General features: G+C 49.3%; 11 protein-coding genes. 2 read left to right on the forward strand and 9 right to left on the reverse strand.

Features of this window, described 5'->3' with window-relative positions; genetic code table 11:
• From ispH to K6G33_RS03385, 9 genes are all read right to left on the reverse strand, one after another.
• Window positions 1–1,326, reverse strand: a 1,326-nt coding sequence (gene ispH, locus K6G33_RS03345; protein WP_296776275.1) for a 4-hydroxy-3-methylbut-2-enyl diphosphate reductase, incomplete at its 3' end; no start/stop codon positions are given.
• Window positions 1,319–1,999: a 1-acyl-sn-glycerol-3-phosphate acyltransferase gene (locus K6G33_RS03350; protein ID WP_296776278.1), complete on the reverse strand. Its 681-nt coding sequence runs from the start codon at window positions 1,997–1,999 to the stop codon at window positions 1,319–1,321. The genes K6G33_RS03350 and ispH, both read right to left, overlap by 8 nt.
• Before the next feature lie 50 nt (window positions 2,000–2,049).
• A complete protein-coding gene (locus K6G33_RS03355) occupies window positions 2,050–3,267 on the reverse strand; it encodes an NAD(P)/FAD-dependent oxidoreductase (protein WP_296776280.1) in 1,218 nt (405 codons plus the stop codon).
• Window positions 3,268–3,294: 27 nt separating this feature from the next.
• On the reverse strand, window positions 3,295–3,501 hold the full coding sequence (locus tag K6G33_RS03360) for a DUF3006 domain-containing protein (RefSeq protein ID WP_296776282.1): 207 nt from the start codon (window positions 3,499–3,501) through the stop codon (window positions 3,295–3,297).
• 6 nt (window positions 3,502–3,507) lie between these two features.
• On the reverse strand, window positions 3,508–4,266 hold the full coding sequence (locus K6G33_RS03365) for a ComEC/Rec2 family competence protein (RefSeq protein ID WP_296776296.1): 759 nt from the start codon (window positions 4,264–4,266) through the stop codon (window positions 3,508–3,510).
• 101 nt (window positions 4,267–4,367) lie between these two features.
• The gene (locus tag K6G33_RS03370; protein WP_296776284.1) at window positions 4,368–6,347 is read right to left on the reverse strand and encodes a YgiQ family radical SAM protein; all 1,980 of its coding nucleotides are present in this window, start codon (window positions 6,345–6,347) and stop codon (window positions 4,368–4,370) included.
• Between the two features lie 84 nt (window positions 6,348–6,431).
• Window positions 6,432–6,890, reverse strand: coding sequence for a GNAT family N-acetyltransferase (locus tag K6G33_RS03375; RefSeq protein ID WP_296776285.1), 459 nt, complete (start codon window positions 6,888–6,890; stop codon window positions 6,432–6,434).
• An 88-nt stretch (window positions 6,891–6,978) separates the two neighbouring features.
• The gene (locus tag K6G33_RS03380) at window positions 6,979–9,543 is read right to left on the reverse strand and encodes a DNA translocase FtsK (protein ID WP_296776288.1); all 2,565 of its coding nucleotides are present in this window, start codon (window positions 9,541–9,543) and stop codon (window positions 6,979–6,981) included.
• Between the two features lie 93 nt (window positions 9,544–9,636).
• Entirely contained in the window at window positions 9,637–10,347 is a 711-nt protein-coding gene (locus tag K6G33_RS03385) for an ATP-dependent Clp protease proteolytic subunit (protein WP_173449769.1), read from the reverse strand.
• A 323-nt stretch (window positions 10,348–10,670) separates the two neighbouring features.
• Here K6G33_RS03385 and K6G33_RS03390 point away from each other — a divergent pair, with 323 nt between their 5' ends.
• On the forward strand, window positions 10,671–13,130 hold the full coding sequence (locus tag K6G33_RS03390; RefSeq protein ID WP_296776291.1) for a glycoside hydrolase family 9 protein: 2,460 nt from the start codon (window positions 10,671–10,673) through the stop codon (window positions 13,128–13,130).
• 284 nt (window positions 13,131–13,414) lie between these two features.
• The coding region (locus K6G33_RS03395) for a glycoside hydrolase family 9 protein (protein WP_296776294.1) at window positions 13,415–16,279 on the forward strand (2,865 nt) is incomplete at its 3' end.

A 16,279-nucleotide genomic window follows, 5' to 3' on the forward strand; every position in this document is an offset into this window, starting at 1 on the left:
CTTTTTCTGCAGATCCTGCAGAAGCGCTGCGCCTCTTGGTAGACCTGTGAGTGAAGCTGGGATAAATACTCTTTCGGCGTAAACTGTAAGTGTAACGCCCTTGTTAACAACGTGCTGAACAACACCCTCGAGGACTGTGCCTTCCTCCTGAGCCTTAACTATCTTCTCGTAACCTGCCTGCTCATCAACCTTCTTCTTGGAAAGAGCAACAGTACCCTCTGCATCATTTACCTTGATAACGATGAGGTCGATCTCATCGCCAACAGAAACGATGTCAGCAGGCTTCTGTGAAGGATCGTCTGTGAGGTCATCAATATTAACATAACCTGTATGCTTTGTGCCAAGATCAACGATAGCTTCTGTATTGTTTACAGCAACAACTGTGCCCTTAACTTTCTCCCCTGTATGTATTTTTTTGAATGACTCATCGAGTGCCTGAGCAAAATCGATATCTTCATCCTGAGCTGCAAGAATTTCATTTTCTGCCATTTTGGTTTGTACCTCCTTGATTATATAAGCCGGGGTTGAAGCCCCTGCCGTAATGCCGATCCTGTCGGCATTGGGAAGCTTTAAAGTCCGAAGCTCGTCCGAATTTTCGATATGATAAGTATCACAGTATCTGCTGCACACCTCATACAGCTTTACCGTATTCGAGCTATGTCTGCCTCCAACGACCAGCATGATATCGGAGTTCTTAGCAAGATCTGCTGCATCAGACTGCCTTGTATCAGTAGCGTTGCAGATAGTATCGAATATAACTATGTTCGGGTCGTTCTTCGGGATCACGTTTAAACAATCATCCCATACTACTATATTATACGTCGTTTGCGCCACAATTGCAAGCTTTTTTCCAAAATTTTTATAGTTTTTTTCAAAAAAGTCTTTTAGCTCAAAGTTGTCCTTAAAAACAAGGCAATTTTCGTCACAATGACCAACAATACCCTGCACTTCAGGGTGTGATGCATCGCCTGCAATAAGGATAAAATAGCCTTCCGCGGACTTTTCGGCAACGATTTTGTGTATGCGTGAAACGAAGGGGCAGGTAGCGTCCAGCATACGGTTGCCCTTTGCTTTTATCTGGTCGTATATTGCTTTTCCGACACCGTGGGAGCGTATCACGACGGTCTCGTCGGGGCGGAGCTCATCGACGGAATCTATTATTCTTGCGCCCTTGGACTTCATATCGTTCACAACGTCCTGATTGTGTATGATAGGGCCGAGAGTAGCAACGTTCGTGTTGTTTTCGAGCTCTCCGTAGACCATTTTCACGGCTCTGTCCACTCCGAAGCAGAACCCTGCTGATTTTGCGACAGTGACCTTACTCATTATTTTTTTCCTCCTCGGGAGCAGCAGTATCAGCAGAGCTCTCCTCCAGACGCTTCAGGAAGCCTTCTTCGCCTTCCTCGCCGTAAACGAGGGCTTTGATATCTTCCATGTAGCGGTTCTTGAGCTTTACCAGCTGACGGGGATTTGGCTCGTCGCATATCTCGCAGTATTCCGCAGGATCAATAGGTTCGCCGAACTTTATGGTGATGGGGGTGCGGAATTTCAGCTCGTCGCCGTAAACGATGCCGACAGGTATGAGCTTAACGCCCGATTTAGCCGCAATTAGAGCTGCGCCAACGTGTCCCTTGCCGACCTTGCCGTTCTTGGAGCGTGTTCCCTCGGGGAATATGATAAGGTTCTTGCCCTTGTTAAGGCGTTCTATGGATATGTCTATGACCTGAGTATCGCCCTTTCCGCGGGATACGGGAAATGCACCGAACATCTTGATGAATGCGGCAAAGAACTTGTTCCTGAAAAGTTCCTCCTTAGCCATGAATGCAAGCTTTCCCGGTATATGACAGCCGAGGAACGGCGGATCGGTATTTGTCCTGTGGTTGCAGACATAGATGAAATTTGTACCGCGCGGTATATCTTTAAGACCTTCGGTGTTGAGTTTGTATAATATCTTGAAATAGGAACGGAGAATAAACTGAGCTAATTTGAATAATATCATAATGTCCTCCTTTTTCATATATTTGAGTGTGTGAAAAAAGCTTATAATTATTACAGATTCACTGCGGCTGTATATGCTGTGGAGAAGGCTATCTGCAAATTGAAGCCGCCTGTGTAGGCATCTACGTCGATGACCTCGCCTGCAAAGAACAGTCCGTTTACCAGTTTTGATTCCATAGTTTTGGGGTTTATCTCCTTTGTGGAGATGCCGCCGCTGGTGATTATCGCTTCGTCGATCGGTCTGAATCCCGATATCCTTACGGGGAAGGCTTTTATGAGTTCACCGAATCTTCGGCGCTGTTCCTTGGTGATGCCGTTTATTTTCTGTTCGGGAGCAATGCCCGACATTTTTACGATAACCGGTATAAGCTTTGCAGGGAGCAGTTTCCTGATGCCGTTCTGGAAGTCGCGGTTGAGGTTTTCGGCGAAATCACGCTGTATCCTTGCATCGAGCTGTTCGGGGGAGAGTGCGGGCTTCAGATCTATTATGAGCTTGCAGCGGTCAGGCTTCATATCACGGATATGGGAGCTTGCGCTGAGTACGAGGGGTCCCGACACGCCGAAGTGTGTGAACAGCATCTCGCCCATTTCCTTGTATATCAGCTTGTCGCCGTCCATAAGGCTGACAGTGACATTGCGGAGAGAAAGTCCCATCATCTCGGCACAGAACTTATCAGGAGAGGTCAGCGGCACGAGACTTGGTTTCAGCTCGGTGACCGTATGACCGAGAGTTTCTGCGAGAGTATAGCCATCACCCGTAGAGCCTGTGGCAGGGTAGGACTTGCCGCCGCAGGCTATGAGCACGGAATTTGCGCGGTATTCCTCGCCGCCTGCCTTTACTCCGCATACCGCACCGTTTTCAGTGAGTATCTTTGTAACGCGCTTGTTGATAACTTTAACGCCGAGCTTTTTCATTTCGTGAGCGAGAGCGTCTGCGATATCGTTGGCGTTGTCACTTACGGGGAATACCCTGTTTCCGCGTTCGGTTTTCAGGGGTACGCCCAGCTCCTCAAAGAAGCTCATAGTGCAGTCAGCGTCAAAGCATGCAAAGGAGCTGTAGAGAAAGCGCGGATTCACAGGGATATTCTTCATGTGCTCCTCAGTGGAGCTGTTATTGGTGACGTTGCAGCGTCCCTTGCCTGTTATTCGGAGCTTTCTGCCCAGCTTTTCATTTTTCTCGAAAAGCAGCACCGACTTGCCGAAACGTGCTGCGTGGACGGCGGCGAAGCAGCCTGCCGCTCCGCCTCCTATAATAATAGTATCAGTCATATTTATCTCCATTAGCCTGCGGGCTTGCTATCGGTTTGTGAGTTTTTTCAGTTTTTCACGTACTGCCGAGCGTCTTTCAGCCGCAGCCTTCTTATCTATGGTATATCTGCCGTCAGCGAATACGAGCACATCGCCTTCGGCAGCTTCTTTCGGGAGCTGTTCGCGTCTGAGCGTCACCATGCCGTTTTCGGTTTCGATAACGGCGAGGCAGCCTTCAAATCTGTCGATCACCATAGTCCGTCAGCTCCTTTCAGTGGTCACGTTCAGCGTATTGCCGTCAGACTCCACGATGATATTTCCGCGCGTATCTGTGCGGAACACCTGCTTAGTGTACTTGCGGATACGTTTTACAGTGCTGTCGGCAGGGTGTCCGTAGGGATTTTCTCTGCCGCATGAGATGACCGCGATATCGGGGCGGATAACGTCAAGGAGTTCCTTGCTCGATGAGTAGGCGCTGCCGTGATGACCTGCCTTGTAAAGATTTACCTTGCCAAGTCTTCCGCCTTTCAGCATAGCCGCTTCGGACTCTGCCTCCGCGTCGCCTGTGAGCATAAATGAGTTACTGCCGTGGGTGAGCAGGAAACTCACCGAGTAGTTGTTGATGTCGTCGTAACGGCTTCCGTCAGGAGCGATCAATTCTATATCAGCATCGCCGAGCCTGATTTTTCGTCCGACTGCTGCTTCCGATACGGTGACACCCGAATCGGCACAGCTGTCCAGAAAACGCTCGCAGAACACGGCTGTGGGGAGCTGATCGTCGGGAATGTGGGGGATAATGACTTCGCCCACATCGAATGTATCAATTATAGAATACATTCCGCCCATGTGATCGGAGTGAGGGTGAGTGGCTATGATATAATCGAGTCTGCTGACACCGAGCTGCGAAAGGTAGTTCTCGACATGATCGGAGTACTCGCTTTCACCGCAGTCCACAAGCATAGTCATGCCGCCCTCGGCGATAAATGTGCAGTCGCCCTGTCCAACGTCTATGAAGTGCATGACCAGCTTGTCTTCAACGGGAAAGACGGGCTTCGGTTTGAGAAAGTCCTTCCATACGATGAACAGTATCGCTCCGATGACGATCAGGGAGCAGATGGATCTCAGTGCTTTTTCTTTCCGTGCGGCGCGTTCTTTTTCACGCTTTTCGGCGAGTTCACGAAGGTATTGTTTTTGCTGCGCGGTGAGCCTGTATTTCTCTCCTGCGGCTTTGACGAAGCTTTCCGTGTCTTTGAAGTGTTTTGCCACGACTTGTCACCGCCTTTTCGGGGAGTATTGCCATGTCCGCGGGAGTCGTCAGCCACAAGGCATTTAGGTGACGTACCTATGAGGTCGCGTCTGCCTGCCGCTTTGAGGGCTTCGAGGACTATCTCCTTGTTCTGAGGTCGGAAATACTGGAGCAAAGCTCGCTGCATCGCCTTTTCTTTCGGAGTTTTCGGCACGTAGACCTTCTCCATGGTGTATGGGTCGAGCTCCGTGTAGAACATTGCTGTAGATATAGTTCCGGGGGTAGGGTAGAAGTCCTGTACCTGTTCGGGGCGTATCTTGTTCTCTTTCAGGAAAAGCGCTAAGTCAATAGCCTCATTGAGGGTACTTCCCGGGTGTGAGGACATGAGGTAGGGGACGAGGTACTGCTCCTTGCCCATGCCTTTGGTTATCTCGTAGAATCGCTTCTGGAAGCGCTTGTAGGCTTCGATGTGGGGCTTGCCCATTTTGTCGAGGACTACCGCCGAGCAGTGTTCGGGAGCTACTTTAAGCTGACCGCTTACATGGTGCATTATGAGCTCCTTCATAAACTCGTCGTTCTTGTCCTCGATGAGGTAGTCATAGCGTATGCCCGAGCGGATAAATACTCTTTTCACGCCCTTGACCTTGCGTATTTTCCGCAGCATATTGAGGTATTCGGTGTGGTCTACTTTCAGGGCAGGGCATGGCTTCGGTGCAAGGCATTTCTTACCCATGCACAGTCCCTTGCTGAGCTGTTTGTCGCAGGAGGTCATGCGGAAATTGGCAGTAGGACCTCCCACATCGTGTATGTAACCCTTGAAGTCGGGCATTTTTGTTATTCGTTCCGCTTCTGCGAGTACGGACTCCTCACTGCGGACAGTTACACGCCTTCCCTGATGCAGCGCTATCGAGCAGAAGTTGCAGTATCCGAAGCAGCCGCGGTTGTGGGTGATGGAGAAGCGCACCTCCTCGATACCCGGGACTCCGCCGAGAGCTTCATAGGACGGGTGTACAGCGCGTGTGTAGGGCAGGGAGTAGATGTGGTCGAGTTCCTTGGTGGTAAGACTGTAGGCAGGGGGAAGCTGTACCAGCATCATTTTGCCGTGACGCTGGATAATGGTCTTTCCGTAGACCTCGTCCTGCCAGTCGTACTGTATCTTCACGGCTTTTGCGTATTCGACTTTGCTGTCACGCACCTGCTCGAAGGACGGGCACTGAGCAGCTCCGAGGGGAGTGTTCACAGGCTCTGTCAGGTAGCAGGTACCGCGTATATCGTGGATATCGTGTATATTCTCGCCTGCGGCAAGACGGGTGCAGAGCTCCTGTATCTGATGTTCGCCCATGCCGTACATGAGAAGGTCGGCACCGCTGTCTACAAGGACTGACGGGCGGACTGCATCGTCCCAGTAGTCGTAGTGAGCAAATCGGCGCAGAGAAGCCTCAAGTCCGCCGATAACTATCGGGACATCGCCGAAGTACTCGCGGAGCTTCTGACAGTACACGATAGCTGCACGGTCGGGACGCTTGCCTGCCACACCTCCTGCGGTGTATGCGTCGTCGGAACGCTTGCGCTTTGCGGCGGTATAGTGAGCGACCATAGAGTCGATATTTCCCGCAGTCACAAGAAAGGCGTACTTAGGTGCTCCGAAGCGTCGGAAGTCGCGGTCGGTATGCCAGTCGGGCTGTGAAATAACGCCGACGGTGAAGCCCATGCTCTCGATGAGGCGGGTTACGATAGCAGCTCCGAAGCTTGGGTGATCGACGTAGGCATCGCCTGTTATATATATGTAGTCGAACTGCTCTATACCCAGCTCGTCCATTTCTTTTTTGGTTGTAGGAAGAAATCCTTCGTACATTATATCACCTTTCTTTTTTCAGCCGCCTGTGTGAAGTTTGGGAACGAAAGCTGAGAGTTTGCGGAGTTGTCTGCGGCAGGTATATTACACCAGAGACATTACATATATCTGGCAGGGGTTATCTTCGCCCCACAGCTCTCTTATGACCTCAAATTCCTTGAAGCCGCAGGAGAGGTAGAAGCGGTTGGTCTCGTCGTAGTCGTCATACACGCCCATCTGAACTGTCTTGACCTGAAGGAACTGGTATCCCTCGTCGCGGGCGATCTTCTTTGCGCCCTCAAACAAGCTTCTTCCGATACCTTTGCGGTGGAATTCTTTAAGAACGCCCATGACAGCTATCTCGGCGGTTTCCTTTCCTGTTTCTTTCAGGCACAGGAAGCCTGCGTATTCGCCGTTTTCTTTTGCAGCAAGGAATATCTGCTCAGCGCTTTCGGCGATATATTTTTCTCTGCTCTCATCGACCTCGAACCAGTCATGGAGAGCTTCGAGTATCTTCCTTGATATAGCTTTTTTTGTATCTTTATCTTTTATCTGTTCGATCATTGTATACCTCTTTGTTTATTTGTAAGTTGAAAAGAATGGCTGTGTTTGCGGTTTCGGATCGTGCTTTATATGGACGGCGTTACGCTGTTTACTCGTCCATGCGGCGCAGTCTCCACTCGTCGTACTGCATCTTCGACATAAGCACCTTTCGCGGCTTTGCGCCTTCGCTTGCGCCTATAACTCCGCGTTCTTCAAGCTCGTCCATGATACGGGCAGCTCTTGCGTAACCCAGTTTCAGCTTTCTCTGGAGCATTGATGTGGAGAGCTGTCCTGCGTCCACAGCTACCTTCATAGCGGCTTCGACAATATCCTCGTCACTTCCGCCGCCTGAGGAAGCTCCTGTGTCAGCGCCTGACGAGCCGTTCTGGGACTGAGTTGCCATGATATCAACGGCTTCGGTTATCTGCGGATCGTATTTAGCTTCTGTCTGTTCCTTGATGTAGCGGACTGTCTCGGAGATATCCTCATTGGACGAGAAGCAGCCCTGTACACGTATGGGCTTTCCTGCACCTATCGGCATATACAGCATATCGCCGTTGCCCAGGAGCTTGTCGGCTCCGCCCATATCAATAATTGTACGTGAGTCTATCTGGGACTTTACCGAAAGAGCGATTCGGCTCGGGATATTTGCCTTGATAAGACCTGTGATAACGTCCGTGGTAGGACGCTGAGTAGCAACAACGAGGTGCATACCTGCGGCACGTCCCATCTGAGCAAGGCGGCATATGTAGTCTTCAACGTCCTTGCCTGCAACGAGCATCATGTCGGCGAGCTCGTCGATGAACACGACTATCTGAGGCATAGCGGTGAGCTTTTCGTTCTGTGCTGCAAGGTCGTTGTATGAGCGCAGATCATTAGCTCCTGCTTCCGCGAAAAGATTATAGCGGCGCATCATCTCATTAACAGCCCAGCACAGTGCTCCTGCGGCACGTTTGCAGTCTGTTACGATAGGGATAAGAAGATGCGGGATATTCTCGAATATCTTGAACTCAACGATCTTAGGGTCGATGAGTATGAGCTTTACCTCGTCGGGAGTTGCATTGTAGAGGATACTCATTATTATGGAACGTGTGCAGACGGATTTACCCGAACCCGTAGTTCCTGCGATTATAACGTGGGGCATCTTTGCGATGTCGCCGAGGATAATATTGCCTGTGATGTCCTTGCCCACGGCAAAAGTGAGCTTGCTGCGTGAATCCCTGAATTCGGCGGAAGCGATTATCTCGCGCAGAGTTACCATATCCTTGGTGGTGTTCGGTATCTCGATGCCGACAGCTGCCTTTCCGGGGACAGGAGCTTCGATACGAACGCCCTGTGCAGCAAGACTAAGTGCGATATCGTCTTCAAGACCTTTTATTTTCGAGACCTTTATTCCGGGACCCGGCTGTATCTCGTATCTTGTTATGGAAGGGCCGCGGAAGATGTCCTTTATCTTGACTTCCACGCCGAAGCTGGAAAGGGTATTCTTTATGACCTCTGCCTTTTCGCGCATCTCCTCAACGGCTTCGGCACGGTTGGAGCGTACTTCGGGACGCGAGAGAAGGTCGATAGGCGGCAGGAAGTATATAGGCTTTTCCTCGGCAGGCTCTTCATCGGCTTCGTCCTCGGTGAGATCGACCTCCGGAGTATCGGGCTTGCCGTCGGCAGCCTTGCTTATGAGCTGTTCAAGTCCCTCATCTGTTGGGAGCAGCATTGTAGCTTCCGAATCGTCATGGCTGACAGGTGCGGCGCTGAGTTCGGGTGTTTCTTCCTCGGAGATATCTTCATTGATATCGTTTATCCTCGGAGCGGCCTCGTCCTCGCCGTAGTCGATAAGGTGGTCGGTGGGAAGCGGTATATCGAAAAAGTCTTCGGGGAATGCGTCGGTGTCGTTCTTGCTGTGGACGTTCTGAGCAGGGCGTTTGCGCGGAGCTTTTCGCGGGGCAGGTGCGCTGACAGCAGCAGCCTTGCCCGATGACAGCGCTTCGCCGATCTCGTCATCGAACTCGTCGTCTATATCGTCACCGATGAGCATTTCCTGAACGCTTCTGACGAATCTGCCTGTCCATACGAACGGCGATGCCAGCAGCCTGAGGAAGTCTATGATACCGCGTCCCGAAAGGAGCATACCGAATACGAAGAACATCACCAGTGATATAAGACGGGCTCCCAGCTTTCCGAAAAGCTTCAGCAGAGGAGCAGCGAAAAGCATACTTGCGACGCCGCCGCTTTCGTACTTTGCGCCGTCTTCATAGAGCATACGGAAGTGGCTGCGCAGAGTTCCGCCGGGGATAGATCCCGCGAAGAATATCTGAAAGGCAGCGCTTGCGAGGAATATCATAGCGACGCACCATACAGTTCTGCCGCTGATATTCTTGCGCGTTTGCTCTGTGCCGAGTTTTATGGCAGTATATACCAGCAAAACAGGTATAAGGAATGCTGCTATTCCGAATAATCCCAGCAGCAGATTATGTATTGCGAGCCAGCCCTTTGTGCCGTCTACGAGCACCATGAGCGCTGTGAGTATGCCCAGAGCAAAGAGTATTACCGACCAGAACTGGTTGCTGTCGTTCTGGGGAGCGCTTTTCTTGTTAGCTCTTGCAGGTTCTCGTTTAGGGGTATCTGTTTTTTTCTTTTGCTGACCCGAGGTCTTTTTTTTAGTTGATTCCGCCATTTGTGCCTCCGTTTTTGTTCTGTTTCACATTATGTAGCTGTGCCATTATAGCATATATTATGCGCAAAAAAGCGCGTATCGGCACAGCTGCGGTCAGTCCGCATATCTTTTTTCTGTATTTTCTATCATATCGTAAAGACAGTCCATTGCATCGCCGAGGGTGCCGAGACTGTCGATAAGTCCTGATTCTACGGCTTTTTCGCCTTCGATAACGCTCCCCACATCGAGAACGAGCTCCTCGGTGTTCATCATGAGCCTGCGCAGCTCGGATTCGGGGATATGACTGTTCTTGGTGATGAAGCTGACTATCCTGTCCTGCATTTTGTCGAAGTAAGCGAGCGTCTGCGGCACGCCGAGAACAGTGCCGTTCATGCGGACAGGGTGTATGGTCATTGAAGCTGTCGGGACGATAAAAGAGCGTTTCGCACTGACTGCCAGCGGAACGCCTATGGAGTGTCCTCCGCCGACCACAAGGGATACCGTAGGAGTCTTCATTCCCGAGATCAGCTCGGCTATAGCAAGACCTGCTTCCACATCACCGCCGACGGTGTTGAGTATGATAAGCAGTCCCTCCACGCTCCTGTCCTGCTCGATGGCGACAAGTGCAGGGATAATATGCTCATATTTAGTAGTTTTGTTCTGTTCGGCGAGTACATAGTGTCCCTCGATCTGTCCCACCACTGACAGGCAGTGTATAAGATGCTTGGAGTTGTGGGATACAGCCTGACCGCTTTCACGGGCAAGCTCTGCATCATCAAGGGCATTTTCGGTATTATCGCCGATATTCTTCTTTTCATCTGACATAGCATACACCTCCGAAAGCTATTTTGTGCAGCTTTCATGAGCGTATACATTATTTATTATATACTCTTGCAAAGTAAAAGTCAAGAGCGGCGTTTGCGCCCGAAGCAGCTCCCGATCTGCGTGATAACTGCTGTAAAAGAGCTTCTCCGCTTCGGTGTTTGGCGCGAGCTGCTTCTGCCGTGTTTAAGGGGAATGAACTGCTGCATTGTGAAATTTGCTATTTTTCGCTTGACAAATAATAGGTTTTATTGTATATTAAATGTGTATGGACGTGGAGCGAACTGCGTCCAAAAAATAAATTTAATACGAGAGGGGTATTAAAAATGATAATCAAAAAAATAACCGCAGCAGTATCAGCTCTTGCTATGTCAGCAGGAGTACTTGCGTATATGCCTGAAAGCACAAAGGGCGATATCGCAAGTGTTGACGCAGCTTCTAAGTACAACTACGCGGAAGCTTTGCAGAAATCCATGTTTTTCTATGAGGCTCAGCAGGCAGGCAAGCTTCCTGAGTGGAATCAGGTTTCATGGAGAGCTGATTCTATGCTCAAGGAGGACGGCACAGACAGTGATGTGATCCCCGGCGGCTGGTTCGATGCAGGCGACCACCTCAAGTTCACCCTTACAAATGCTTATACAGCATCTGTTCTTGCATGGGGACTTCTTCAGTATGGTGATACTGTAAAGAAGGTAGGTCTTGATGACATTTACCGCAAGAACCTCAAATGGGGCCTTGATTATGTTGCAGCCTGCGATCTCGGCGACAAGGTAATCGGTACTATCGGTGACGACGCATTCGACCACGTATGGTACGGCAGCCCTGAAGCATATATGAGAAAGTATACGCTCAAAACAGGCAAGGACACAAGACCTTATGATGAAATAACTTGCTGTACTACTGTTGCTGAAATGGCAGCAGCTCTTGCAGGCGGCTATATGGTATTCAAGGATACCGATCCTGATGCAGCTGCAAATTATCTCAAACACGCAAAGAGCCTTTTCAAGCTCGCTAATGACGTTTGGGCTAAAAACGGCAGCAATGCAAATAAGGACATGGGTATTCAGGCAAAGTACTATAATACAATAAACAATCAGGGTACAGATAACTTCATAGACGAACTGTTCTATGCTGCAAACTGGATGTACATGGCTACAGGAGACCAGGCGTACCTTGACAAGTGCAAAAACGATTATATCCCACTGTTCCCGCTTGAGAGCCAGTCAACTGAGCGCAAGTTCACATGGGGCTTCTGTTGGGACGATACAACTCAGGGCGGCGCACTCCTCTATGCTATCAACACAGGCGATAAGGAGTGGATCGACCACATAAAGCATCACCTTGATTACTGGATGGAAGGCTACGGCGGAAAGAAGGTCAATAAGACTCCTGACGGACTTTCTCACCTCAATCAGTGGGGTTCACTGAGATATGCTGAGGACGCAGCATGGATCGCAAAGGTTGCCTGCGATACGATCTTCAAGGACGACGCTGCACTTTGCGAGAAATACAACAACTGGGCTAAGAGCCAGATGGACTACGCTTTCGGTGACAACGATCTCGGACTCAGCTATGTAGTTGGTATGGGCAAAAACCCTGTAAATATCCACCACAGAGGCGCTTCGGGTATCCACGATGACCACTGGAATGCTCTCGGTACAAAGAAAGATGACGGCGGAAAGTGGCAGACAGAGTATGCACACGTTCTCTACGGTGCTCTCGAAGGCGGTCCTAACCAGGACGGAAGCTTCAAGGACGATAACGGTTCATACGAGAATACTGAGGTAGCTATCGACTATAATGCAGGCTATACAGCTTGTCTCTGCGCTATGGTAGAAGATTACGGCGGACAGATCCTCGCTGACTTCCCACAGCCTGAGACTCCAAAGTGGGACGAGTGGCAGATCTCTGCTAAGATCAACGGTAAGGGCAACAGCTATACCGAGATCAAGGCATGGGCTATGAACCACACTGCTTGGCCTACAAGAATGTCCAAGGACATTGAGTACCACTACTTCTTCGACGTAAGTGAACTCCTCAAGGCAGGGCTTTCTGTAGATAATATCACAGTAACAAGCAACAGCCAGCAGTACAAGGAGGGTGAAGCAGGATACGGTACTGTTTCGGGCCCTTACAAGTACGAGGGAGATCCGACAGGAAATACATACTACGCTAAGATCAAGTTCGAGGACGGCAGAGCTATTATGCCTACAGGTCAGAGCGAACACAGAGATGAGGTACAGTTCAGAGTAGCTATCCCTGATGCTATTGACGGCAAGTCTACAGCAGGCGCTTGGGATCCTGAGAACGACTGGTCTTATGACGGACTTTCAGCAAACGCTGACGACCTTACACTTCCTAATACCCTTGCAAAGCACATAACTATGTATGTTGACGGTAAGCTCGTATGGGGCACAGAGCCTGACGGTACAGAGCCCACACCCTACGAGATCCCCAAACAGCAGACAACAACTACTACAACAAAAGTCACAACGACAACAACTGTCACCACAACAGTTACAACTTCTAATGAACCAAAGACTGTTACATTATGGGGAGATGCTAACTGCGACAAGGGCGTTGATATGGCAGACGTTGTTCTCGTAATGCAGTCACTTGCTTCTCCTGACAGATACGGAAACAATGGTACAGCAGACGTACATCTCACAGCTCAGGGTGCTGCAAATGCCGATGTTTACAAGAATGGCTCGGGTATTACAAATAACGATGCACAGACTATTCAGAGGTTCTTACTTGGCATAATAAAAGAATTACCCGAAAAATAATTAATTAATTCATAATTTAGAAATAAGAGGAAATGCCTTTCCTCTTATTTTTTTTACCTTTTTGACATTGTGCACAAAAAGTTCTTTTTCCCATTAGGGAATCGAACGAATTTCCAGAAAACTATTTACTTTTTTTTTTCGATATAATATAATATAGACGATGAGTTGACAACGGTGCACCATCTTTACAGATGGCGACTCATTGCCGAAAACAAGGTATAAGCGCAATGTTTGCACTGGCGTTGCGTTATAAATTATATTTAAATATCAGGGAGGGTATTCAAATGCACAAGAAAATTGCAAAGGCAATCACAAGCGGCCTCATGGCAGCTTCTATGATGGCTTCAAGCGCTGTTGCAATCATGCCTATGAGCGCATCAGCAGGTAACTGCCTTGGTCAGAATGACTTCGATGAGGGAGTTGGTCTTCCATGGCATATCTGCGTAACTAACCCAGCAGAGCAGAAGTTTGATATTTCAGGTGGTACATATAACTGTACTATCATTAACCCCGGCGGAAAAGAGCGCGGCGGTGACTCAAGATGGGACTGCCAGTTCAGACACAGAGGTCTCCACATCGAGAAGGGTCATAAGTACCACATTGAGTGGGAACTTGAAGCTTCAAATGACGGTGAGCTCCACACTCACATAGGACCACTCAGCGGTGAAGGCGGCGTATGGCAGAACAACAAGCCTGAGTGGAGTCAGGGTTGGAATAACGTACAGATCAAGAAGGGCAAGAATTCATTCTCTTGCGATTTCACAGCTGCAGATACTCTTGAAGTTGCTGAGTGGGCATTCCACTACGGCGGATCAGGCCCTTTCCAGGATAAGGACTGTTTCCCTGAGAAAACAGTGCTCAAGTTCGATAATATGGTTCTTGAGTGTGAGACCTGCGGTAGCTCATACAAGGACGAGAAGTCCACTCCTTGTCTCTGGGATCCTACAAACGAACTCGGCGTTATCACTCCTCGTAGCGACGTAAGACTCAACCAGGTTGGTTACTATCCAAAGTCACAGAAGATCGCTACATACGCTACATCTAAGGAGAAGAGCGCTGTTTCATTCACAGTTAAGGATTCTTCAGGTAAGGCTGCTTACACAGGTACAGGTAAGGTTGTAGGTTACGATAAGAACGCAGGCGACTACTGCCAGCTTCTCGATTTCTCAAGCGTAACTACACCGGGTACTTATACAATCGAAGTTGACGATTCAAGCAATACATATAAGAACAGCAAGACTGGCGAGACATACAAGATGTATATCAGCCACGAGTTCAAGATCGGTGACGATGTATACGACGGCGTTCTCAAGAATGCTATGAACTACTACTATCAGAACCGTTCAGGTATGGATATCGAAGAAGAGTACATCACTTCTTACAATCCTAAGGACAAGAAGAGCAAGCTTGCTCATAAGGGCGGTCATGCTCCTTCAGATGAGGCTTATGTACAGTCTAAGTGGGTTAAGTCCTATGGTCAGAAGTTCGATGGAGATACAGGCTACAGTGTTGACTGCGTAGGCGGTTGGTACGATGCTGGTGACCACGGTAAATATGTTGTTAACGGCGGTATTTCTGTATGGACTCTCCAGAATATGTTCGAGAGATCTAAGGTAATGAAGCAGGACGCTAAGTGGGCTGACGGAAAGGCTATGTCTATTCCTCAGAGCTACAGCGTTGGTAACATCAAGTTCGACGGCACAGGTTCACCTGATGTCCTCGATGAAGCAAGAGTTGAGCTCGAGTGGATGTTCAACATGATCGTTTCATCTAAGGATACAGAGTGGGGCAGCAGCTGCGAAGGTCTCGTATACCACAAGATGCACGACCACAAGTGGACAGGTCTTGCTACAAAGCCTTTCGACTACCAGAAGGAGTGGGGTACAACTCGTATCGTTAAGCCACCAACGTATGCAGCTACATTCAACATGATCGCTTGTGCTGCACAGGCTGCACGTCTCTGGGAAGACTATGATTCAACATTCGCTAAGAAGTGCCTTGACAATGCTAAGAAGTCTTGGGAAGCTGTAATGGCTAAGAAGTCCAAGTGGCAGATCCAGACAGGCTCATGGAAGACAGATCCTCAGTTCGCTCCTCTCGATCAGGCTATCGGCGGCGGCGGATACGGTGACTCTTACGTTGAGGACGACGCTTACTGGGCAGCTTGTGAGCTCTTCGCTACAACAGGCGACAGCGAGTACTATGACTTCCTCAGCGCATATAAGAACAAGAACGACGGCGACGGTCACGATAAGGCATTCGACATCACAACAAGCCTTGGCGGTGGTGAGAACCACGGATCATTCAGCTCATTCAACTGGGGCTGTACAGCTGGTCTTGGTACAATTTCTCTCTACCTCAGCGACAAGACTTCTGCTGCTGATAAGAAGACAATTGCTGCTAACATCCAGACTGCTGCTGACGAGTACATTAAGTTTGAAAACCGTGAGACAGATAAGAGCAAGGACAACGGTATGGGTATCCCATATGTTGGTACTAAGTTCACTGATGATATCAACTGCCCAGGCGAAGAGATCGAGGGTTATGAGTGGGGTTCAAACTCATTCGTAATCAACAACGCTATGGTTATGGCGTATGCTTATGATGTAACTAAGGATGCGACATATTTGAACGGTGTTACAACAGCTCTTGACTACATCTTCGGACGTAACGGTCTCGGCTTCTCATTCGTAACAGGTTACGGTACATACCACTCTAACAATCCTCACCACAGATATTGGTCATATGAGCTCGACCACGAGTTCCCAATGGCTCCTTCAGGCGTTATGTCAGGTGGTTGCGGTGCTGGACTCCAGGATCCATATGTTGGTGGTCTCGGATACCAGAGAGGTAAGGTTGCTTCACAGAAGTGCTTCGTTGACTCAATCGAAGCTTGGTCTGTTAACGAGGTTACAATCAACTGGAACGCTCCATTCGCATGGGCTATCTCATTCCTTGAGGATGAGGCTCCTAAGATGGATGATCAGACACAGCCTAAGACAGATCCTACAGATCCAGATGTAAAGGCTACACTCTGGGGCGATGCAACTTGCAACGATAAGGTTGATATGGCTGACGTTGTTCTTATCATGCAGTCACAGGCTAACCCTAACAAGTATGGTCTCGGCGGAACAGATGCTACTGCTATC

This window comes from Ruminococcus sp. (assembly GCF_024691275.1).
GTDB lineage: Bacteria > Bacillota > Clostridia > Oscillospirales > Ruminococcaceae > Ruminococcus.